The 21,162-nt window shown below is 71.5% G+C and carries 22 protein-coding genes and 2 tRNA genes; 16 read left to right on the top strand and 8 right to left on the bottom strand.

Going from position 1 to position 21,162, the window contains the following annotated elements; genetic code table 11:
- Window positions 1-27 precede the first annotated feature (27 nt).
- The 5 genes from AC5020_RS10560 to AC5020_RS10540 all read left to right on the top strand — a co-directional run bounded on the left by AC5020_RS10560 (window position 28) and on the right by AC5020_RS10540 (window position 3,476).
- Entirely contained in the window at window positions 28-912 is an 885-nt protein-coding gene (locus AC5020_RS10560; protein ID WP_464988250.1) for a hypothetical protein, read from the top strand.
- A gap of 147 nt (window positions 913-1,059) precedes the next feature.
- Window positions 1,060-1,944, top strand: a complete 885-nt coding sequence (locus AC5020_RS10555; protein WP_464988249.1) for an inositol monophosphatase family protein — start codon at window positions 1,060-1,062, stop codon at window positions 1,942-1,944.
- A gap of 106 nt (window positions 1,945-2,050) precedes the next feature.
- A tRNA-Ala gene (locus AC5020_RS10550) sits at window positions 2,051-2,123 on the top strand.
- A gap of 106 nt (window positions 2,124-2,229) precedes the next feature.
- The gene (locus AC5020_RS10545) at window positions 2,230-2,883 is read left to right on the top strand and encodes a flavin reductase family protein (RefSeq protein WP_464988248.1); all 654 of its coding nucleotides are present in this window, start codon (window positions 2,230-2,232) and stop codon (window positions 2,881-2,883) included.
- A 62-nt stretch (window positions 2,884-2,945) separates the two neighbouring features.
- Window positions 2,946-3,476 carry a GNAT family N-acetyltransferase gene (locus tag AC5020_RS10540; RefSeq protein WP_464988247.1) on the top strand — a complete coding sequence of 177 codons (531 nt, stop codon included), beginning with the start codon at window positions 2,946-2,948 and terminating at the stop codon, window positions 3,474-3,476.
- An 18-nt stretch (window positions 3,477-3,494) separates the two neighbouring features.
- Here AC5020_RS10540 and AC5020_RS10535 read toward each other — a convergent pair whose 3' ends face one another.
- Entirely contained in the window at window positions 3,495-3,833 is a 339-nt protein-coding gene (locus tag AC5020_RS10535) for a hypothetical protein (protein WP_464988246.1), read from the bottom strand.
- 105 nt (window positions 3,834-3,938) lie between these two features.
- On the opposite strand from AC5020_RS10535, the gene AC5020_RS10530 reads away from it, so the two are divergent.
- Both AC5020_RS10530 and AC5020_RS10525 read left to right on the top strand, forming a co-directional pair.
- Window positions 3,939-4,649 carry an alpha/beta fold hydrolase gene (locus tag AC5020_RS10530; protein ID WP_464988245.1) on the top strand — a complete coding sequence of 237 codons (711 nt, stop codon included), beginning with the start codon at window positions 3,939-3,941 and terminating at the stop codon, window positions 4,647-4,649.
- Window positions 4,646-5,395, top strand: coding sequence for an alpha/beta fold hydrolase (locus AC5020_RS10525; RefSeq protein ID WP_464988244.1), 750 nt, complete (start codon window positions 4,646-4,648; stop codon window positions 5,393-5,395). The genes AC5020_RS10530 and AC5020_RS10525 overlap by 4 nt, the downstream gene beginning before the upstream one ends.
- A 55-nt stretch (window positions 5,396-5,450) precedes the next feature.
- Here the strand turns inward: AC5020_RS10525 and AC5020_RS10520 are convergent, their stop codons facing one another.
- Window positions 5,451-5,858: a hypothetical protein gene (locus tag AC5020_RS10520; RefSeq protein ID WP_464988243.1), complete on the bottom strand. Its 408-nt coding sequence runs from the start codon at window positions 5,856-5,858 to the stop codon at window positions 5,451-5,453.
- 142 nt (window positions 5,859-6,000) lie between these two features.
- Here AC5020_RS10520 and AC5020_RS10515 point away from each other — a divergent pair, with 142 nt between their 5' ends.
- From AC5020_RS10515 to AC5020_RS10500, 4 genes are all read left to right on the top strand, one after another.
- The gene (locus tag AC5020_RS10515; RefSeq protein WP_464988242.1) at window positions 6,001-7,101 is read left to right on the top strand and encodes a hypothetical protein; all 1,101 of its coding nucleotides are present in this window, start codon (window positions 6,001-6,003) and stop codon (window positions 7,099-7,101) included.
- A 30-nt stretch (window positions 7,102-7,131) separates the two neighbouring features.
- Complete coding sequence (locus AC5020_RS10510) at window positions 7,132-7,953, top strand: hypothetical protein (protein ID WP_464988241.1); 822 nt, start codon at window positions 7,132-7,134, stop codon at window positions 7,951-7,953.
- Between the two features lie 61 nt (window positions 7,954-8,014).
- The gene (locus tag AC5020_RS10505) at window positions 8,015-8,737 is read left to right on the top strand and encodes a LysR substrate-binding domain-containing protein (protein WP_464988240.1); all 723 of its coding nucleotides are present in this window, start codon (window positions 8,015-8,017) and stop codon (window positions 8,735-8,737) included.
- Window positions 8,738-8,773: 36 nt separating this feature from the next.
- Window positions 8,774-9,283 carry an S-ribosylhomocysteine lyase gene (locus AC5020_RS10500; protein WP_464988239.1) on the top strand — a complete coding sequence of 170 codons (510 nt, stop codon included), beginning with the start codon at window positions 8,774-8,776 and terminating at the stop codon, window positions 9,281-9,283.
- Here the strand turns inward: AC5020_RS10500 and malQ are convergent.
- Both malQ and AC5020_RS10490 read right to left on the bottom strand, forming a co-directional pair.
- On the bottom strand, window positions 9,270-11,414 hold the full coding sequence (gene malQ / locus AC5020_RS10495; protein ID WP_464988238.1) for a 4-alpha-glucanotransferase: 2,145 nt from the start codon (window positions 11,412-11,414) through the stop codon (window positions 9,270-9,272). The genes AC5020_RS10500 and malQ overlap by 14 nt on opposite strands.
- A gap of 45 nt (window positions 11,415-11,459) precedes the next feature.
- Window positions 11,460-13,061, bottom strand: coding sequence for a dolichyl-phosphate-mannose--protein mannosyltransferase (locus tag AC5020_RS10490; protein WP_464988237.1), 1,602 nt, complete (start codon window positions 13,059-13,061; stop codon window positions 11,460-11,462).
- 72 nt (window positions 13,062-13,133) lie between these two features.
- Between AC5020_RS10490 and rsmI the strand changes: the two genes are divergently transcribed.
- Complete coding sequence (gene rsmI, locus AC5020_RS10485; RefSeq protein WP_464988236.1) at window positions 13,134-14,000, top strand: 16S rRNA (cytidine(1402)-2'-O)-methyltransferase; 867 nt, start codon at window positions 13,134-13,136, stop codon at window positions 13,998-14,000.
- A 119-nt stretch (window positions 14,001-14,119) separates the two neighbouring features.
- On the opposite strand, the gene rpmF is transcribed toward rsmI, so the two are convergent.
- Window positions 14,120-14,290, bottom strand: a complete 171-nt coding sequence (gene rpmF, locus AC5020_RS10480; RefSeq protein ID WP_377019591.1) for a 50S ribosomal protein L32 — start codon at window positions 14,288-14,290, stop codon at window positions 14,120-14,122.
- Between the two features lie 326 nt (window positions 14,291-14,616).
- On the opposite strand from rpmF, the gene AC5020_RS10475 reads away from it, so the two are divergent.
- The 3 genes from AC5020_RS10475 to AC5020_RS10465 are packed head-to-tail and all read left to right on the top strand — an operon-like array spanning window position 14,617 to window position 17,554.
- Window positions 14,617-15,651, top strand: a complete 1,035-nt coding sequence (locus tag AC5020_RS10475; RefSeq protein WP_464988235.1) for a TatD family hydrolase — start codon at window positions 14,617-14,619, stop codon at window positions 15,649-15,651.
- A complete protein-coding gene (gene rsmA / locus AC5020_RS10470; protein ID WP_464988234.1) occupies window positions 15,648-16,628 on the top strand; it encodes a 16S rRNA (adenine(1518)-N(6)/adenine(1519)-N(6))-dimethyltransferase RsmA in 981 nt (326 codons plus the stop codon). The genes AC5020_RS10475 and rsmA overlap by 4 nt, the downstream gene beginning before the upstream one ends.
- The gene (locus AC5020_RS10465) at window positions 16,628-17,554 is read left to right on the top strand and encodes a 4-(cytidine 5'-diphospho)-2-C-methyl-D-erythritol kinase (RefSeq protein ID WP_464988233.1); all 927 of its coding nucleotides are present in this window, start codon (window positions 16,628-16,630) and stop codon (window positions 17,552-17,554) included. Before rsmA ends, AC5020_RS10465 begins: the two co-directional genes overlap by 1 nt.
- 34 nt (window positions 17,555-17,588) lie before the next feature.
- On the opposite strand, the gene AC5020_RS10460 is transcribed toward AC5020_RS10465, so the two are convergent.
- From AC5020_RS10460 to AC5020_RS10450, 3 genes are all read right to left on the bottom strand, one after another.
- Window positions 17,589-19,442, bottom strand: coding sequence for an ABC-F family ATP-binding cassette domain-containing protein (locus AC5020_RS10460; protein ID WP_464988232.1), 1,854 nt, complete (start codon window positions 19,440-19,442; stop codon window positions 17,589-17,591).
- A 96-nt stretch (window positions 19,443-19,538) separates the two neighbouring features.
- The gene (locus tag AC5020_RS10455) at window positions 19,539-20,081 is read right to left on the bottom strand and encodes a MarR family winged helix-turn-helix transcriptional regulator (RefSeq protein WP_464988231.1); all 543 of its coding nucleotides are present in this window, start codon (window positions 20,079-20,081) and stop codon (window positions 19,539-19,541) included.
- Between the two features lie 166 nt (window positions 20,082-20,247).
- Window positions 20,248-20,895, bottom strand: a complete 648-nt coding sequence (locus AC5020_RS10450) for a TetR/AcrR family transcriptional regulator (protein ID WP_377019583.1) — start codon at window positions 20,893-20,895, stop codon at window positions 20,248-20,250.
- 159 nt (window positions 20,896-21,054) lie between these two features.
- Here AC5020_RS10450 and AC5020_RS10445 point away from each other — a divergent pair.
- Window positions 21,055-21,126, top strand: a tRNA-Gln gene (locus AC5020_RS10445).
- The last annotated feature ends 36 nt before the right edge of the window (window positions 21,127-21,162 follow it).

Below are 21,162 nucleotides of genomic sequence, written 5' to 3'. Positions count from 1 at the left end.
TCACATCGGTGTCATTACTGTGTCGGTGTGGAGTCCATCAACCTCGGGGCCGTGCTCTTCGGCCTGCTGCTGCTGCTGTGGGTGGCCTATGCCCTCCCGCGCACCGCGAGCCGTCGCGACGTGATGGGGCGCGCCCGCGCAGCTGAACTCACCGAGATGACCTCGGAGGCGCGGGATCTGTCCGCAGCCGTCCACTCCCGCCGTTCGTCCCGTGAGGTGAATGCCCCCATGTCCCAGGACCGTCTGCTCCTGCGCCCTGCCGATCCCACCAGCCGTCCCCGGTTCGACGCCGTGCCCGGTATCCGCATCGACCACCTCGAGGAGCGTGCGCGCTCGCGCCGCGTCCAGCGGACCGTGCTGACCGTCCTGCTGCTGGGATCACTGGCCCTGACCGCTCTCGCGGCCGTGCAGGTCGCCCCGTGGTGGGTGCCCGCCATCGCCGTGATCGGCCTCGCCGCCTATCTGGTCGGACTCCGCCGCGCCGAGCTGGAGCGCAGGGCCCGCCTCACCCGCGCCGCGACCCTCGCCCGCCGGCAGCGGGCCGAGCAGGAGAACGCCCGCCGCGCCGCCGAGGCCGGCACGAGCTCGCCGACGAAGCCGGAGACCTCGCAGCCGGACCAGGACGCGCCGGCTCGGCGCGAACCCCTCGAAGCCGTGGCCGAGCGCGCCGCCCACCATGTCGCCGCCGCAGGGGAGTGGACGCCGCGCCCGGTCCCGCGCCCCACCTACGCCCTGCACGGCGAGGTCGAGGATCTCGCCACCCGGCATGCCGCTCACCGTCAGAGCATGCAGGCCACTTCGGTGCCGCTCGAGAATGCCGATGTCGAGGAGCTCGAAGCGGCCGATGAGGAGTTCGCACCGGCGCTCGACCTCCGCCTCGACGAGGTCCTCGCACGGCGCCGCGGCGCCTGACCTCGCAGGCCCCGCGCATCGATACGACTCCTGCCGCCGGCCGGCGCGACCCCGGGCCCACACGTCTCGGGGCCGCGGACGAGCGTGACGGTCCCACCCCCTGACGGGGGCGGCGCGCCGGGTCCGGAGCGACATATTCTGGTCGCGATGAGCATCTCCTCCGCGCCCCGCACCCCGTCAGAGCCCGTCCCCGCGCCCTCGCAGCTGCTGGAGATCGCCAGCTCCGCGGCGACGCTCGCGGCCGATTACATCCGCTCGCTGGACCGCAACCACCTGGCGCGGGAGTACAAGACCTCCAGCCACGACATCGTCACCGTGCACGACCGCGCCAGCGAGGACATCGTCGTCTCCGAGCTGCGGCGACTGCTGCCGACCTGCCGCATCGTCGGCGAGGAGGGCGGAGAGCGGCCCGTCGAGGACGCTCCCGCGGAGGGGCCGGTCGTGACCTTCTACGTCGACCCCATCGACGGCACCAGCAACTTCGCCGCCGGACTGCCGCTGTTCTGCATCTCGATCGGCGTCGCCGTGGACGACGAGCTCGTCGCCGGCGTCATCGACCTGCCGATCCTCGGGACGGTCTTCTCCGCGGCCGACGGGCCCGCCCTGCTCGACGGGGTCCCGATCCAGCCGCGTTCCACGCGCCCCGCAGCGGATGCCCTGGTGCTCTCCGGGTTCCCCGGTCACCGGGTCACCGAGGAACTGCCGGAGCTGGCCGCGCAGGCGAACGTCCGCATGGCCCTCGACGTCTCGGCCGTCCGTCATCTCGGCTCGGCAGCGATCGAGCTGGCCTACGTCGCGGCGGGGTGGGCCGACGCCACCGCGCTGGGCACCATCAACTCCTGGGACATCGCAGCCGGCTTCCACATCCTGCGCCGCGCAGGCGGCTCGGTGCGCACCTGGCCCGGCACCGGCGACGCGGCCCGTCCGGACCACCTCCAGCCCACCTACGTCGCGTGCACCGGGCCCGAGCGGATCGACGTGCTCGACGAGCTGATGCAGCAGGTCCAGGACGCCCGCCTCGCCGCTCGGTGAGGTCCGATGGTCGGGGCGGAGGATCTGTGATCCTCGTCAAGGGTCCCGCGACGAGTCGGCGCCTCGGCCAGCTCAGTGCTAATCTGTCGTGGTCGCCACGCGACATGGGGCTATGGCGCAGTTGGTAGCGCGTCTCGTTCGCAATGAGAAGGTCGGGGGTTCGAATCCCCCTAGCTCCACCGAATGCCCTGAGCCACGTCATCGCCATCGTCGATGACGTGGCTCAGTGTCTTTCTCGAGGAAGGGAGCAGCCGTGGAGCAGCGCCGAGATTCCGGGACTCTCCGGTGACGCCCACGGCCGCCCCGAAGCAGCACTTCTACGAGCCGGCCTCCGGGACCGGGCTCCCGCATTCCCCGTTCAACGCCATCATCGCGCCGCGGCCGATCGGGTGGATCTCGAGCCGTTCGGCCGACGGGGTCCTCAACCTCGCGCCATACAGCTTCTTCAACGCGTTCTGCTACACCCCGCCGATCATCGGCTTCTCGAGCAGCGGGACCAAGGACACGCTCACGAACATCGAGGCCACCGGCGAGTTCTGCTGGAACCTGGTCAGCCGGGAGCTCGCCGAGGCCATGAACGTGACCTCGGCTCCCGCGCCGCCGGAGGTCGACGAGTTCGAGCTCGCCGGTCTCACCCCCGCACCCTCGCGCGTGGTCAGCGTCCCCCACGTGGCCGAATCCCGTACGGTTTTCGAGTGCCGCCTCACGCAGATCGTCATCCTGCAGGCGGCCAGCGGTGCCGCCACCGAGAATCGGGTGGTCTTCGGTGAGGTGGTCGGCGTGCACATCGCCGAGGCGCTGCTGGCAGGCGGCATCTACCAGACCGCGAAGGCCGAACCGGTGGTGCGCGGCGGCGGTCCCAGCACGTACTTCGCGATCGACGAGGATCTGCGCTTCGACATGTGGCGTCCGGGCCCGGACGGGCGGCCGCCGTCATGAGCGTCCTCCGACCACCATCGCCGACACGGACCGGAACCGGCAGCCGAGGAGAGGACGCCGCAGTGGAGATCCGAGACGCGGACAGCACGCACCTGGAGACGATCACCGAGATCCACAACGACGCCGTGCGGCACACGACAGCGGTGTGGGACGACCACCCCGTCGACCTCGCCGACCGCGCCGCCTGGCTCACCCAGCGGCGGCAGGCCGGTTTCCCGGTCCTGGTCGCGGTCGATGAGCATGGCTCGGTCCTGGGCTACGCCTCGTATGGAACCTGGCGGGCACGCGACGGCTTCCGCCACACGGTCGAGAACTCCGTCTACGTCAGGGATGGTCAGCAGGGCAACGGCGTGGGCAGGTCGCTGATGCTGGAACTGATGGACAGGGCGCAGCAGCAGGGGATCCACGTCATGGTCGCCGGGATCGAGGCCGGGAACGCGGGATCCATCCGCCTGCACGAGAAGCTCGGCTTCGTCGAGGTGGCCAGGATGCCGGAGGTGGGCGTCAAGTTCGGCCGCTGGCTCGACCTGGTGTTCCTGCAGCTGACGATCCGAGGTGACGCGACGCCGGGCCACGACGCCGCGGAGGGATGAGAACGCTGCCGATCCGGTTCAGCCCGGCCCGATCGCCGGGAACCGACCCGCGCCCCCGCGAGTGAGCACGATGGCGCTCTGCGGCGCGATGCGGCCGACGCTGCGCTCGAGGTGGTCGATGACCACGGTCAGGGCGTGCCGGGCCGCTGCGTCCTCCTCCGGCCTGCTGCTGGCATCGACCGCGAACCGCAGCACCACGCGACCCACCCGTCGCCCACCCACCAGGGGAGCCTCGACGTCCGTCTTCTCCACCGCGTGGAGCGTGCCCAGCGCCAGCTTCGCCTGCTCCGTGACGTCGCCGGGGGAGGCCCCGGGCAGCAGCTCACCGATCGGCAGATGCATGCGGTAGCTCGGCATGCGCCCAGGGTAGCCGTGGGTACGGAGCGCGCTCCCGACGGCCGCCGGACCGGGTAGTCTCCCGTCGGGGAGCGGCAGGCCGCGCGGCGCACAGGAGGGACCACGATGACCACCAGCATCGTGCTGATCCATGCCGTGCGCTCCTCCCGCACCATGTGGAAGGGCCAGACCCGCCGCCTCCGCGAGCGTGGGTTCGAAGTGTTCGCTCCGGACCTGCCCGGCCACGGCGACCGTCACGGCGAGAAGTTCACGCTCGAGGCCGCGATGGAGACCATCGAGGAGGCGGTCAGCGCCTGCGGGGAGCCACCGCTGCTGGTCGGGCTCTCCCTCGGCGGCTATCTCACCCTGCATTGGGCGGCGCGGAACCCCGGGCGGCTGGCCGGTGTGGTCGCCGCGGACTGCACCATCGTCCCCGGCCCCACGATGGCGCGGCTGTACGGGCTGTGGATGTCGATGAAGGACTGGCTGCCCGGGGATTCCGACACGCGGGTGCAGAGATCCTTCGCCCGGCGCCACACCCGCAAGGCCGCGCGCCGGTACTACGGGGGCGGCCGCGCCCGCGGGGTGGTGCGCACCGTGGTGCGGGCCATCGGCTCCCTCGACCTGCTCGCCGACGTCGCCGCGATCGAGGTGCCCCTGACCTTCGTCAACGGGGAGCACGACCCGTTCCGCCGCCACGAAGCACTCTTCCTCGATGCAGCGCAGAAGGGCGAGCTGGTGATCCTCCACGACGCCGGGCACATCGCCAACCTCTCGCGCCCCAAGCGCTTCGCGAAGGTGCTGCGTCGCTGCGCCGGGCACACGGTGTCGGCGTGAGGGCTGCGCCCCGGCCGGTCGTCCTGGTCCACGGCGCCCGCACCTCCGCCAGCCAGTGGGACCGGCAGGTGCCGTCGCTGCGCGCCGCCGGGCACCGGGTGATCACGCCGGATCTGCCCGGCCATGGAACCCGCTGCGGCGAGCCCTTCACACTGGCCACCGCGCTCGCGGCCATCACCGAGGCGATCGAGACAGCGGCCGGGCCCGAGAGGCGATCAGTGCACCTTGTCGGCTCCTCGCTCGGCGGAATGCTCGCGATCCACGCCGCCGCTGAGATCGAGGACCGCGAACTGCTGGCCTCGCTCGTCGTCGGGGCCTCGGCCCAGCCCACCGCGCGCACAGCGTGGCTGTACGGCCTGGCCATCACGGCGACCGACCTTCTGCCGGGGACTCGGGAGCGAGGCTCGGGAGGACCGCCGCCGGCGCTGGCCGCGGTCCTCGGCCGCGCGGGCGCCCGCGCCTACGTGCGAGGTGGCAGGGCGGGCACCGACGTGGTGCCGCCGGCGATGAGCGCGGTCGCCTCACTGGACCTGCTCGGGGCACTGAGCAGCATCTCGGTGCCGGTGACCATCCTGAACCCTCGCGTCGACCAGTTCCGTCTGCACGAACGTGCCTTCGCCGACGCCGCCCCGCGGGGACGGCTCGAGGTGCTGGGCTACGGCACCCACCTGGTCAACCTCGGCCGCTCTGAACGGTTCACGCCCGATCTGCTACGGATACTGGCGCGCACCGAACGCTCGATCTGACGGTGCCGACGGGGCAGGGCGTCGTGCCCCGGGGATCCTCCCGACGGGGACATACTCACGACGGCAGGCGCCCGGTGCGGATCACGTGGGCGAATTCTGTCGCGAACCGCTCGGCGTCCGCCTTGCGGTGGGGCATCATCCGCACATCACGTCCATCGGCCACCCGGACGCGGACGCGGGAGAACACTCCCGGACGGTACTCGACGCCGGTGATGCCTCGGGCCGGAACTTCGCGCTTGACCTTGGCCTTCTTCAGCGGGCCCGCGACCGATGCCAGCAGGAATCGTCGATCCGTGGCGATCATGACATCCGGAAAATCCCCACCCACACCCGGCAGCACCAGCAGCACCTCCTCGTCGGGGGCCAGGACGGCCGGGATATCGCGGCGCAGCCCCGGGCTCTCGAACAGCTCGTTCCGGTTCAAGGCGGTCGCGTAGCTCATCGAGGCACGGGTCGGTGTCATGCACTCATCGTAGGGGCGCGGCGTCCGGGCATGGGGAGTCCTCCCCATGGGCAGCCGCCGCTGCGGGCGGTAGCGTCGTGGCCATGATGATGACCCGGGCGACCGAGCACCGTGCCCGGCCAGCTGACGACGGAGGCGACGAATGAGTGGGTTCTTCGGAGCCGACACCGGCCAACTGCGCGACCACGCACAACGGGTCACACAGCAGGCGCAGCGGCTGAGCGAGCTGCGCGAGACGCTCGAGCCCATGGTTCTCGACGAGAGCATCTGGCAGGGGCCCGACGCGGATGCCTTCCGCCAGAACTGGACCGGCAGCGTGGCCACGCTGTTCGACCTGCGCCACACCGAACTCTCCCAGCGCGCGCGGGACCTCGAGGCGCACGCCGAGGAGCAGGACGCTGCCTCGGGTGCCGGCGGCGCCGGGGGCTCAGGCGCCGGCTCGGGCGGCGGGGGAGGAGAGGACGGGTTCAGTCCGATCGGGTTCATCAAGGACCTGGTCAAGGACGGTCAGTCCATGTACCTCAAGCTCAAGCAGCTCTCGGATTTCCTGGGTCGCATCCCGTCCGCCGCCGGCGAATATGCGGAGCTGGCGCAACGCGGCCTGCAGAAGCTGTGGCGCGGCGCGTACCTCGATGAACTGTTCTCGAGTGGCAAGGGGTGGCAGAAGGCCGCCGAGAACGTGCTCGGCAAACTGGGGCTGCCGTCGTCGATCGGGAACTTCGAACCGGGGAAGTACCTCAACAAGCTCGATGATGTCGCTCCGTTCCTCAAGACCGGCGGCAGGATGCTCGGCAAAGCCCTGCCGTTCGTCGACATCGGCGTCGGGATCCATCAGGCATTCACGGCGGACAACACGTACGACCAGGTCAGCGGTGGGATCGGAGCGGCCGGAGGCACGCTGCTGGCGATCGCCCCGCTGACAGGCCCTGCCGCCCCCGTGGTGGGGGCGATCGGCGCGGCCGCCGGAGTGGTCTCGATCGGGATGGATCTCGGCAAGACCGTGTACGAGAACTGGGACGGGATCACCAACGCGGTGGGCAACGCCGCCGAGGCCACGGTCGGGGCGGTCAGCAACGCCGCATCAACCGTCAGCGATGCCGTGGGCAACGCCGCCGAGACCGTCGGAGAGACGGTCAGCAATACGGCCTCGACCGTCAGTGACGCCGTGGGCAATGCGGCCGAGGCCGTCGGCGATACGGTCAGCGACGGTCTCGACTCGCTCGGTGGCCTGGTGGGCCTCTGACCCTGCCGCAGCGACCTTAGGATGAGAAGCATGACCCAGCAGACCCTCCGTACCGAACGCGATGCCGCCGGGGCATACGAGATCCTCGCCGCCGCGAGCAGCAAGGCAGAGGTCCTCGCCGTGCTCACCGACGAGGAGCTGATCGCGCTCAGGGGGAACCAGGCCCTCGACCCCGCGGGGACGCCCTTCCTGGACGCCTCCGGGCTCGATCGTGATCCGGCCGCCGCCGTGGCGCTGAGGTCCTTGACCGCCCGCGGCCTCGTCCAGTTCACCGACGAGGGCCGGGAGAACGAGGGGGAGGATCTCGCCACCGAGGCGCCGGCCGAACGCACGGCACAGCTCGATCGCACGCTCGCCGGGCTCCTGACATTGCGTTCCGCGCCCCTGGCCCTGGTCAATCTCACGCGTCGCGTGGCCGACCAGACCACGGAGATCATCGTCTACGTGTTCCCTCACGACGGGGTGCTCGAGGAGTTCGTCACCGTCGACGGCTTCCATCACTTCAGTGTTCCCACCCGGGAGGCGCTCCCTGCCCGGCTGGCCCGTTACGTCGACCAGAACTCGGTCGCCGGTGACGAGGACGGCGAACCGATCGACGGCACGCTCTCCGACTTCGAGGGCACCGACAGCGACATCGCGCGACGCCTCCAGGACACGCGCGCGCTGAGCGTCCTGACGACCGCCGACCGAGGGCCGGACTCGGTCCAGGTCTCGATCATGGCCACCTCCGACGCCGTGTTCGTGATGGACACCCCGCAGGACGAGACGAGTTCGACGGCGCTGCGCGAGGTCAGCGCCGATACCTTGGTCGATCTCCTGGGCACCGCGCTTCCCGAGGCCGCCGCGCTCTGACCATCTCCGCGGCGCCGGTGACATCGTGCCGCTCGCCGCCGGTGCGCCGTAGGCTGGGCCCATGGAAACCCGCACCCTGCGCGTCGGCTACGTGCCCGGTGTCGAGCCCGACCGGTTCCTGCGCCGGTGGAAGTCCGCGCGCCGCGAGGCCTGGCTCGACCTCGCCCCGGTCCCGTTCTCCCGCCAGCACGAGGCTCTGCAGGGCGGAGAGGTCGACATGTGCTTCGTCCGGCTGCCGATCCCGGCCGACGATCTCCACGTCGTCGCGTTGTGGGAGGAGCGCCCGGCGGTCGTCGTCGGGACCGAGAACGTCCTCAGCCTCCTGGACGAGGTCCACGAAGCCGACCTGGCCGACGAGACGGAGATCCTCCCGCAGGATCCCGACGACGCCGCAGACCGCGTCGCCGTCGTCGCCACCGGCATCGGGTACACCCGCATGCCCCTGTCCCTGGCTCGGCTCCACCACCGCAAGGACGCCGCCCACCGCCCGCTGGCCGACGCCGAACCGACCCGGATCGCTCTGGTCTGGCCCCGGGCGCGCGACGACGAACTGCGTCAGGAGTTCGTCGGCGTCGTCCGTGGTCGCACCCCGCGCTCCGGTCGGGGCAGCGATGCCGCCGACAGCAAACGCTCCATCGACCCCAAGAGCTCCGGCGACGGCAAACGCTCCGGCGAGCGCGGCCGGTCCAGCGGCGGTGGCCGCTCCAGCGGCGCGCGCGCCGCCGGCAGCTCCCGGTCCGGGCGCCCCGCCCGGTCGAACCGCACCACCCGACCCGGCCGCTGACGCGGCCATCGACCCGCACCCCGCGAAGGAGTCCCGATGACGGACCAGACCCCCCAGAGCCCGCAGACCCAGCAGCCTCAGCAGCCTCGGATGAACGTCGAGAGCTTCAACCTCGACCATCGCACCGTCGCGGCCCCCTACATCCGGATCGCGGATCGCAAGGAGCTGCCCGCCGGCGACGTGCTGACCAAGTTCGACGTGCGCTTCACCCAGCCCAACGTCGCCCACCTCGACTCGGAGACCGTCCACTCCCTCGAGCACATGATGGCCGAGCACATGCGCAACCACTCCCGTGACGTCCTGGACGTCTCGCCGATGGGCTGCCGCACCGGCTTCTACGTGCTGCTGGTCGGCGACCACACCCCGGAGGACTTCGCCCCGCTGCTCGAGGCGACGCTGCGAGATCTCGTCGAGGCCGACGAGGTGCCTGCCGCCAACGAGGTCCAGTGCGGCTGGGGCGCCCACCACACCCTCGAGGGCGCTCAGAGCGCTGCGCGGGACTTCCTGGCCGAACGCCCGAACTGGGCCCAGGTCACCGCGGCCTGATGCCCTCGCGCACCGCCGCCAGCAGGCGCGCGCTGCGCTCATCGGTCGCGATGTCGTCGACTCCCACAGGTTCCCCCGCGGCATCGGCCAGGGGGATCCGCCAATTGGGGTACTCCTCATCCGTGCCCGGCTGGTTCTGGATCCTCCGCTCACCGACGCAGTCCACCAACGACACCCCGAGCAGAACCGACGGCGTCGACGCCAGGTGCCGGTGCAGGGCGATCACGGTGTCCTCGACCGCGTCCTGACCGGGGGCGGTCTCCTCCAGCAGCCCTTCGGCCCGCAGCACGTCGAGGACCTGCTCGCGCCCGGCGGCGTCCTCGAGCTGCTCCGCCTCCAGCTCCCGCTCGAGCAGTCCCAGCTGGTGGCGCAGCTCGACGTGGTCGCCGGCGAGGTACCCGGCCGTCGGCGGCAGATCGTGGGTGCCCACCGAGGCCATGCACAGGGTGCGGTAATCCTCCGCCCGCAGCGGCCGCCCCTCCTCGTCGTACTCGAACCAGACGATCGAGGTGCCCAGGATTCCGCGTCCGACGAGGAAGTCGCGCACCCATGGCTCGAAGGTGCCGAGGTCCTCGCCGACCACCACGGTCCCGGAGCGCTCCGCCTCCAGGGCCAGGATCCCGATCATCGCCTCGTGGTCGTAGGAGACGTAGGCGCCCTCGGCGGCCTCCACGCCCTCGGGGATCCACCACAGCCGGAACAGCCCCAGCACATGGTCGATGCGCAGCGCCCCGGCGTGACGCATCAGGGTGCGCAGCATGTCGCGCCAGGGCCGGTACGAGGCATCACGGAGCCGCTGCGGGTGCCACGGCGGCTGGTGCCAGTTCTGCCCCTGCTGGTTGTACTGGTCCGCCGGAGCGCCGACCGTGACGCCGTCGGCGAGGACCCCGCGCAGGCGCCAGGAGTCGGCGCCGACCTGCTCCACACCGACGGCCAGGTCGTGCATGATCCCGATGCGCATGCCGGCCTCGCGCGCCGCGGCCTGGGCCCCGCGCATCTGCTCGTCCAGCAGCCACTGCGTCCAGATGTGGAACTCGATGCGGTCGGCCAGGTCGTGGCGCGACTGCTGAATGGCGGCCTCGTCGAGGTGCTCCAGCAGATCCGACCCGGCGCCCTCGGGGGACGTGCGTGCCCGTTCGGCGATCGCCATCCAGGTGGCGAAGTCCTCGAGGCCCTGTCCCTCCCGCTCGCGGTAGGCCTCCAGCAGGGCTCGGCGAGCCGGGGTCAGTGGAACGGCGAACAGCTCCTCGAGCGCGTCCAGCTTCGCGCGGAGCACGTCGTCGCGCTCGAGCCGGTCCGTGCGGGCGTTCCATCCGTCGACCTCCCGCTTCAGCACCGCCAGCCGCTGCCGCGCGATGTCCGTCAGCTCTCGGTACTCGGGCACGTCCTCCGGGCGCAGGTAGAGCGCGCTGGTGAAGCGGCGGGTGACCGGCAGATACGGCGAGGGCTCCATCGGCGGCGTCGGGTAGGAGGCGTGCAGCGGATTGACCAGCAGGAAGTCCGCGCTGTGACGGGCGCCGGTGATGGCGGCCAGGTCCCGCATGTCCGCGAGATCGCCGATGCCCCACGACCGCGGCGAGCGCACGGAGTACAGCTGGGCCTGGAGGCCGAACCCGCGGCGGGAGAGGAACTGCTCGTGAGTCGTGAGCCGTGCCGGCGTCACGACGACGTCGGCCTCCTCGGTGCCGCTCGCCGTGTCCGCGACCAGACGGTGCCAGCCCAGAGGCAGACCTTCCGGGAGGGAGAAGCCGGCCCGGCCTCGGAGGCGCCCGTCGACTTCCACGGGAGCCGTGAAGTCCTCCACCTGTGCCAGGTCGCGGCGGCCGCCGTCCTCCAGCAGCAGGTGCGTGGTGACCGGCGTGCCGTGGTCGACGTGGACCGGGACGGTGGTGGAGCGGTCCTGCCGCAGCACGGTCACCGGGGGAAGGGTGCGGGTCCAGGGGGCCAGCTCCCGCTCGGCCCGGACGCGGGCGATGTCCTCCTCGGTCTCCACGGGTGTCCCGAGGGCGGCCAGCACGGCATGCAGGGTGGAATCGGCGACGGCTCGACGAGTGCCGTCCCAGCCCGAGTAGTCGGTGCCGACACCGAGATCGCGGGCGAGGTCGCGCAGGGCTGAGGAGTCCGGAGCCATGCGGCAATCGTAACCGTGGTCACATCCTCGACGGTCCCGAGATGATCAGGTCCAGCCAGGCAGCCACATGCGGTAGCGCCATTGCTCCAGATCGATCACCTGACCGGTCCAGATGGGCCAGAAGAAGGCGGAGACGAGCACGATCAGCACCAGCAGCGAGCCGGCGAAAAGACCTCCGGCCAGGCGTCTCTCCGCGTCGGCGCCGGGCGGGCCGATGACGAGGCCCAGCACGTACGCCAGGCACAGCAGCAGCCAGGGTTCGAAGACGACCGCATAGAAGGTGAAGATGGTGCGGTTTAGATACAGCAGCCACGGCAGGTAGCCGGCCGCGATGCCGGCCAGAGCAGCCCACGCACGCCCGTCGCGTCGCAGGATCGCGATCACCAGGGTCACCAGCACTGCGAGACTGCCCAGCCACCAGATCAACGGGTTGCCCACGTCCAGGATGTGCGAGGCGCACTCGGCGACCTCGCAGCCGTTCTCCCTGTACTCGTAGGAGCGGTAGTAGAAGTTCGTCGGCCGCAGCATCAGAGGCCAGCCCAACGGGTTGGCCTGATAGGGATGCTCGGAGTCCAGTCCGATGTGGAAGTCGTAGGCCTGGCGGTGATAGAGCCACAGCGAGATCAGCGAATCGAGCGGCCCGAACCCGGTCGCCGCGCCCTGCTCCGCCGCGAGGTGCCGGTTGTACCCGATGGCGGAGGCGAACCAGCCCGCCCAGGAGGCGAGGTAGACCACCAGGGCCGTGCCCACGGTCGCGAAGAACGCCGGGATCGCGTCCTTGACGAGGCCGCCGAGCAGCCATCGGCGCTGGCCGACGCTGCGGCGGGCCCACCAGTCCCACAGCACGGTCATGATCCCGAACACGGCCACGAAGTAGATGCCGGACCATTTCACCGAACAGGCCATGCCCAGCAGTGCCCCGGCGAACAGGCGCCACGGCCGCCATCCGCCGGAGACGCCGAGGCGCGGCTCGGCCTCGGCGGCGCCATGGAGCTTCACGGCCTGCAGCGCCAGGTGCTCGCGGAAGCGGTCACGGTCGATCAGCAGCGCCCCGAAAGCGGCCAGGGCGAAGAACATGACGAAGGGGTCCAGCAGGCTGGTGCGCGAATGGACCAGATGCATCCCGTCCACCGCGAGCAGCAGGCCCGCGATCAGGCCGACGGTGGTCGAGCGGAAAAGCCGGCGCCCGATGCGGGCGAGCATCAGCACGGCCACTGCGCCCAGCATCGCGGAGGAGATCCTCCAGCCCCAGGCGTTGTCAGCGCCCAGCAGCGTCATCCCGCCGCCGATCAGCCATTTGCCCAGCGGGGGGTGGACCACGTACGACCCGGTGTCCTCATAGGTGTCCACATCACCGGCCTCGAACACGGAGTCGTGCTCGTCCGGCCACGACATCTCCACGCCCTCGTGGGTGAGGGCGTAGCCATCCTTGACGTAGTAGGTCTCGTCGAAGATGAGCTCCCCGATCGAGCCGAGGCCCCATAGCCGCAGCACGAGCGCCAGACCGAACAGCGCCATGGCACCGGCCCAGGCGAGGCGGGACAGCGGCAGGTCGAAGGTCTTCAGGCGGCGCCGGTAGGAGCTCAGCAGTGCACCGGGCTCCTCATCGACATCGGCGCGATGAGTCGCCTCCTCCTCCGTGTGCACCCGCACATGCTAGGTCATCGCCCCTGCCCCGTCCCGGGGACGCACGGGGCGCCGGCTGGCTAGCATGGCCGGATGCTCGAACCCGGAGTCCTCACCCTCGCCGCCACGCCGATCGGCAATCCGCTGGACGCGTCCGTGCGCCTGATGCGGGCGCTGGGGGAGGCCGACGTCATCGCGGCGGAGGACACGCGGCGTCTGGCGCGTCTCCTCAGCGCGCTGGAGGTGACCGCGCAGGGGCGCATCCTCTCGTACCACGAGCACAATGAGGCCGAGCGCACCGACGTCCTGCTCGAGTCCCTCGGCGAGGGTGAGCGCGTCCTGATCGTCACGGACGCCGGCATGCCCGTCGTCTCCGATCCCGGATTCCGTGCCGTGCGTGCCGCGACCGAGGCCGGGTACACGGTCACGGTCATCCCGGGCCCGTCGGCCGTGCTGACCGCGCTGGCGGCGTCCGGGATCGCACCGGACCGGTTCACCTTCGAGGGATTCCCGCCGCGTCGCGAGGGCCGTCGCGCGAGCGCTCTGGAACCTCTGGCCACCGAGCAGCGGACCATGGTGTTCTTCGAGTCACCACGTCGCACCGCCGTGACGCTCGCCGCGATGGCGGAGGCGTTCGGCCTCGAGCGCCGCGGTGCCGTCGCGCGGGAGCTGACCAAGACCTACGAGGAGATCCAGCGCGGCACCCTGGGCGAGCTGGTCGCCTGGGCGGAGGCCACCGAGGTGCTCGGCGAGGTCGTGATCGTGGTGGCCGGGGCCGAGCCGGTCGCGGCCAGCGCGGAGGATCTGGTCGAGGACGTCCTGGCCCGGGCCGCGGCGGGGGAGCGGCTCAAGGATGCCGCGAAGGCCGCCGCCAGGAGCGCCCCGGGCATCACGGCCAGCGAGCTCTACGACCAGGCGCTGCGACGCAAGGACACTCACGCGCCGCGCGGCAAGGGCTGACTGCTTCTCGGACGTCCTTGGCCTCCTGGCGGTCCTGCGGACGCGACGAAGCCCCCGGCACCATCAGGTACCGGGGGCTTCGTGCGGACTGGATGGATCGGGCCACGGGCCCGACCGGATCAGTCGTCGATCTGGAGCAGACCGCGCTGGTAGGCCTTGGCCAGCCGGCGCGGCACAGCGGCGCTGCGGCCGCGGACGTTCACCTGCACGAGGTCGGCGTTGTGCGCCTTCCACTGCGAGCGACGGGACCGCGTACGAGAGCGGGACATCTTGAACTTGGGCACTGCCATGGGAACGCTCCTTGACGGTCTGGAGGATGATCGTGCGCTGGCATCCTTCCCGAGCAGCGACCCGAACCCGGTCCAGATGAGTCGGGGCGCTCGGGTGCACGACAGGACGCGCAACGACCGCCCATCTTGCCATATCGGCCGCTCTCGCGCCTCCCCCGGAGCTGACCCGATGTCGTGACCTTGCCCACCGCGAACGTCCGGGTGGGCCCATCGTGCGACGAGCGGACCGGCCGACGGAGACGGAACCGGATGACGACGGAACCGGCCGGCGGACGAGCACTGCAGGAGTGGCTCGGTGCCGTGGAAGATCCTCCTACGATGGTCCCATGTCGTCACCGCACGAGAACGAGACCGGTCGAGCCTCCGGCTCAGGGGCCGCCGCCGTACCGGGCGCATCGGCGCCGGCCGCAGCTGAGCCGGGCGCCTCCGCACCGGTGCGCAGCCGGGAGCAGATCGACCCGCGCGGAAGGTCTCGCGACCGCTCCTGGCCGCCCGCCCCGGAGCCGCTGCCGTTCCCGGTGATCGACAACCACTGCCATCTCGACTTCGCCGACGGCGACCAGGAGCTGAGGGTGGCCGACCACGTCCAGCGCGCCGCGGCCGCCGGCATCGACGCCCAGATCACGATCGGCTCCGATCTCGAGGCGGTGCGCTGGACGGCGGCCCTGCTGGCCTCCGAGTCCTGCCCGGCCTCGCTGCGCGGCGGAGTCGCCGTCCACCCCAACGAAGCAGCTCTGCACGCGCGCGGCCGCGACCACGACGGGGAGCCGACGATCTCGCTCGATGCGGCCATCGCCGAGGTCGCCGAGCTGCTGCGCGGGCCCGGGATGGTGGTGGTGGGGGAGACGGGACTGGACTGGTTCCGCACCTCGCGCACGGACGAGGCCGCCCGCACGGCCCAGATCGAGGCCTTCCGCGCCCACATCGCCCTGGCCAAGGAGCTGGACCTTCCCCTGCAGATCCACGATCGCGACGCCCACCGCGATGTGCTCGAGGTCCTCGAGGCCGACGGCGCCCCCGAGCGCACCGTCTTCCACTGCTTCTCGGGCGATGCCGAGTTCGCCCGCGCGTGCGTGGACCGCGGCTACTACCTGTCCTTCGCCGGCAACGTCACCTTCAAGAATGCGGGTGACCTGCGGGAGGCCCTGGCCGAGGTGGGGCTGGGCCGGGTGATGGTCGAGACCGATGCGCCCTTCCTGACGCCGGTGCCGTACCGCGGCCGCCCGAACTCCTCCTATCTGATCCCGTTCACGATGGGCACCATCGCGGAGGTCACCGGGACCGATCTGGAGCAGACGTGCCGCGCGATCCGCTCCACCACCGAGCAGGTCTACCGGTGGCCGGAAGCCACGGCGGCATGAGCACCCGAGCGCCTCGCAGCGCGCACGAGCCCGTCGGCGAGCCGGCCGACGGTGCCGTTGCCGCTGACGACGCCGCCCGCTCCGCCGACGGCGCCCCCGCGAATGGCGCCGGCGGGGACCTGCTGCTGACCGGTCGGGACATCCGCGAGCTGGCCGAGGCGGCCGGTATCCGTCCGTCCAAGCAGCGCGGTCAGAACTTCGTGATGGACCCCAACACGGTCCGCACCATCGTCGCGCGCGCCGGCACCGGAGCCGGGCAGGCCGTGCTCGAGGTGGGGCCGGGCCTGGGGTCGCTGACCCTGGGGCTGCTGGAGTCCGGGGCCGACGTCGTCGCCATCGAGCTCGATCGCGGCCTCGCCGAGCTGCTGCCGCTGACGCTGCGAGCCCGAGGAGTCGACGAGGAGCGGTACCGGCTCGTGCACGCCGACGCCCTGCGGGTCACGGAGCTGCCCTCCCTGCCGCGCACCGGAACGCCGAGCACACTGGTCGCGAATCTGCCCTACAACGTGGCCACGCCCATCCTGCTCACGGCCTTCGAGCGCTTCGACTCCCTCCGCACGGCACTGGTGATGGTCCAGTCCGAGGTCGTCGACCGCCTCACCGCCGGCCCGGGCTCACGCGTCTACGGAGGTCCGAGCGTGAAGACCGCCTGGTACGGCCGCGCCGTGCACGCCGGCAGGATCTCCCGGCAGGTCTTCTGGCCGGTGCCCAACGTCGATTCGGCGCTGGTCGAGCTCGTGCGTCATGACCATCCGCTGGGGACCGCGGCCGAACGGGACCGGGTCTTCGCCATCGTCGATGCCGCGTTCGCGCAGCGACGCAAGACCCTTCGCGCCGCGCTCGCCGGCTGGGCCGGCGGCCCGGCGCGCTCCGAACAGATCCTGCGCGCCGCCGGCATCGACCCCGGCGCGCGCGGCGAGACCCTCGGCATCGACGAGTTCCGGGCGATCGCCCGCGCGAGTGAGGAGGCGGCGTGATGAGTGCCGGATGGGATCGGGTTGTCGTGCGCGCACCGGGAAAGATCAACCTCTCGCTCGCCGTGGGAGCGCTCGACGACCGTGGGTACCACCGTCTGGCGACGCTGTTCCAGGCCGTCGATCTGTACGAGACGGTCACCGTCACCCGCAGCCCCGACCTGCGCCTCGAGGTCGACGCCGAGGTTCCCGGGGAGGTCCCGCTGGATTCGAGCAATCTCGCCCTCCGCGCCGCTGAGCTGCTGCGCAGCGAGTACGACCTGGACGAGGGAGCCGCGCTGCACATCCGCAAGCAGGTGCCCGTCGCCGGCGGCATGGGCGGGGGATCGGCCGACGCCGCCGCCGTCCTGGTGGCTCTGGACCGTCTGTGGGGCCTCGGGCTCGGCAGCGAGCGGCTGCGGCAGCTCGGCTCGCGGCTGGGTGCCGACGTGCCGTTCGCCATGCTCGGTCACACCGCGCTGGGCCGCGGGAACGGAGGCGACCTCACGACGGTCCTCACCCATGGCGACTGGACCTGGCTGCTGGCGGTCCCGGGCGGGCACCTCTCGACACCGGAGGTCTACCGTCGCCATGATGAGCTGGCCTTGGCGCGCGGCCGCGCCCTGGCGGAGCATCCGGAGCTCGACGAGCGCCAGCTGCAGGCGTTGAGCAGCGGTGACGCGCAGCTGCTGGGGCAGACCCTGCACAACGACCTGCAGCCTGCCGCGTTCGCCCTGCATCCCGGGCTGGAGCCTCTGGTCGAGCATGCGGAGCAGGCCGGCGCGCTGGGAGCCCTGGTCTCCGGCTCCGGGCCGACGGTCGCCGTGCTGGTGGCGGACGAGGATCAGGCGCACTCGGTGGCCTCGCTCCTCACCGCCGACGGGGTGGTCGAGTCATGCCTGGTGGCCAGAGGCTCGGCGCCCGGAGCGAGCGTGCTCGAGGAGAGCTGAGCCGAGCGTGCTCGCGGGGAGCTGAGAAAGAGGGTCAGCCCACCAGCTCGGAGAGCTCCAGCCAGCGTTCCTCGAGCGTCTCCAGCTCGGCCTCGACCATGCGCAGCTCCTCGGCGATCGACTGCAGCCCGACGTAGTCCGACTGATCGTGAGCCGCCAGGCGCTCGTGCAGCCTCTGGGTCTGACCGGTGAGCTTCTCCATCCGGCGCTCCACGGACGCGAGCTCCTTCTGGGCCGCGTGCGCCTCGGCTCCCGAGACCGCGGCAGAGCGCGGCGCGGAGACGCCCGTGCCCCTGCCCTCCGTCGAGCTCCGGGCAGTTCCCGCGGGCGTACCCGCTCCGGCGTTCCTGCCGCTGCCACCGGCGCTCGCCGCGCCCGCCTGCTCCGCTGCCGTGCGCAGCTGGATGTACTGATCGACCCCGCCGGGCACGTGCCGGACCTGACCGTCCAGGACCGCGTACTGCATCTCGGTGACGCGCTCGAGCAGGTACCGGTCGTGCGAGACCACGATCAACGGACCCGGCCAGGTGTCCAGCAGATCCTCCATCGCCGTCAGCATGTCGGTGTCCATGTCGTTGGTGGGCTCGTCGAGCACCAGGACGTTCGGCTCCTCCAGCAGCGTCAGCAGCAGGTTCAAGCGACGCTGCTGACCGCCGGAGAGGGCGCCGACGCGAACCTTCTGGTGGGCCGCGGTGAACCCGAGCCGCTCCAGCAGCTGGCCGGGGGAGACCTCGTCCTTCCCGGTGCGGTACGAGCTGCGGTAGCGGCCCACCACGTCGCTGATCCGCGAGTCCTGGTCCTCCTGGAGCCCCTCGATCCGCTGGGAGACCTGGCGCACCGTGACCGTCTTGCCGCGCTTGACGCGACCCGCCTGCGGCTCGAGGTCACCCGTGATGAGCTTCAGCAGGGTCGACTTGCCGGCGCCGTTGGGGCCCAGCACGCCGATCCGGTCCGCCGGGCCGATGTGCAGGGTGACGTCGTGCAGCACACGCACGTCCCCGTAGCCGGCGTCGACGTCGATCAGGTCGATGATGTCTCGGCCCAGTCGGGAGGTCGCCAGCTGTGTCAGCTCCACGGTGTCGCGCACCGGCGGTTCATCGGCGACCAGCTCGTGGGCGGCGTCGACACGGAACTTCGGCTTCGAGGTGCGGGCAGGGGCGCCCCGCTGCAGCCAGGCGAGCTCCTTGCGCATGAGGTTCTGGCGCTTGGACTCGATGGCCGCGGCCTGCCGGTCGCGCTCGACCCGCTGAAGGATGTAGGCGGCGTATCCGCCTTCGAAGGGATCGACGACGCCGTCGTGGACCTCCCACATGCGCGTGCAGACCGCGTCGAGGAACCAGCGGTCGTGGGTGATGACCACGAGGCCGCCGTCCTTGGCGCTCCAGCGACGGCGCAGATGCTCGGCGAGCCAGGCGATGCCCTCGACGTCGAGGTGGTTGGTCGGCTCATCCAGCAGCAGCACATCCCAGTCGCCGACCAGCAGCTCGGCCAGGTGCACGCGCCGCAGCTGGCCGCCGGAGAGATCCGCCAGGTGCGCCTCCAGGTCGATCTCGTCCAGCAGGCCGGCCAGGACGTCGCGGATCCGCGGATCGGAGGCCCATTCGTACTCGGGCCGGTCGCCGACCACGCGGTGGCGCACGGTGGTCTCCAGCGTCGCCTCGTCCTGCTGGCTCAGCACCCCCACGCGGGTGCCGCCGCGCACGGTGACCCGGCCGGAGTCCGGCTCCTGGAGCCGTGCGAGCAGTCGCAGCAGCGTGGACTTGCCGTCACCGTTGCGACCGACCACACCGATGCGGTCACCCTCGTCGATCCCGACCGTGACGTTCTCGAGCAGGACGCGGTCGGGCAGGGCGACGTGCAGGGACTGGGTGCCGAGGAGATGGGCCATGCAGGGGAGGTCCTTTGCGAAGACGGGAACGCGTGAGCAGTGGAGATGACGGCGGGGCAGCGGCGCCGGGCACGGCGGCCGGAGGACCCGGAGGATTCAGCCCTCCAGCGGGTCGTCCACCTCGAAGGTCAGCAGCAGCGAGCGCAGCGTGTCCGCGAGGGCGGATCTTCCGTCGGCCGTCAGGGGCCGCAGCAGTTCGCGCTCGGCAGCCAGCAGGGACTCCATGGCGGCGTCCACGCGGGCCACCCCGTCGGGCTGCAGACGCACCTCCACCGCCCGGCCATCGTGCGGGCTGCGGTTCTTGCGGACGAGTCCGCGGGCGACCAGCTTGTCGATCCGTGCGGTCATCGTGCCGCTGGTGACCAGCGTCTGATGCATCAGCGCGCCGGGGGACAGAGCATCGTCCCCGCTGCGACGCAGCGCCGAGAGCATGTCGAACTCCCAGCCTTCGAGACCGGCGGCCGCGAAGGACTCGCGGCGCGCGGTCTCCAGGTATCGGGCCAGGCGTGAGATGCGGGAGAAGACGGCCAGCGGCTCGATGTCGAGGTCTCCGCGCGCCTGCCGCCAGCCCTCGACGATCCGGTCGACCTCGTCATGGTGCGCGGTGGCGGCGCCACGGGAGGAGGGCGAGGTGGACATGGGCCGAGTCTAGGCGGCGGCCCCGCGGCCCGGGCGGGCCCGGACCGTCGCGGGTGGCGCGTCCCACGGCCGCGCGCCCGTCGATCCACGCGCTCTCGCCGATCCCGTGTCCCGCTGCTCCCCGGCCCCCGTCGGTCACGCACGCGCCCACGGTCGCGGAACCGGGTCAGGGGCGGTCGCCGCCACGCAGGCCGGGCTCCCGCTGCAGGGCGGCCAGTCCGAACCAGGAGAGGTTCACCATGCGGGCGGCCACGATCTCCTTGGCCGGCTCGCGGGTCTCCAGCCACCACTGGCCCGTGTAGGCCACCATCCCCACCAGCATCTGGGCGTACATGGTCGCGTCCCGGGAGGGATAGGAGTGCAGGGCCAGCTGGGCGGCCAGGATCTCCTCGACGCGCTGTGACACGTCTGTCAGCAGGGAGGAGAAGGTCCCGCCGGCCTGGCTGACGGGGGAGTCGCGCACCAGGATGCGGAAGCCGTCCTCGTTCTCGTCGATGTAGGACAGGAACGCCATCGCGGCCCGCTCCATCAGCAGGCGGGGGTGGGCGCGCTGATCGCGCAGCGAGCGCTCCAGATCGGCGAGCAGCGTACTGACCTCGCGATCGACGACCACCGCGTACAGGCCCTCCTTGCCGCCGAAGTGCTCGTACACGATCGGTTTGGAGACCTTCGCCCGGGCGGCGATCTCCTCCACGCTGGCCATGTCGAAGCCGCGCTCGGCGAAAACGCTCCGGCCGACCGCGAGCAGCTGCTCACGGCGCTGCCTGCCGGTCATCCGGGTGGGCCGCCCGCGCGGGGCACCGTTCTCCGCCATGGCGGGCAGTCTTCCACAGCGGCCCGGTGGTCCGTCGCGCGGCCGCGCGGGCGATAGGATCGGCCCGCGTCCGCGACGCCGCCTCCCGTGCCCGCAGTCCGCTGCGCCCGCCGCCACGCGGGTCCTCGACCCCGGGCGGTCGGCGGCATCGGAGACTGCTCCGCCATGGTGTAATCGGCAACACCTCAGATTTTGGTTCTGAAGTTTCAGGTTCGAGTCCTGATGGCGGAACGCCCACCGCTGCTGCTGCGGCGCTGTCGCACCACA

Source organism: Brachybacterium sp. SYSU DS0246, from assembly GCF_059391765.1.
This window is presented reverse-complemented; position numbering and strand designations above follow the sequence as displayed.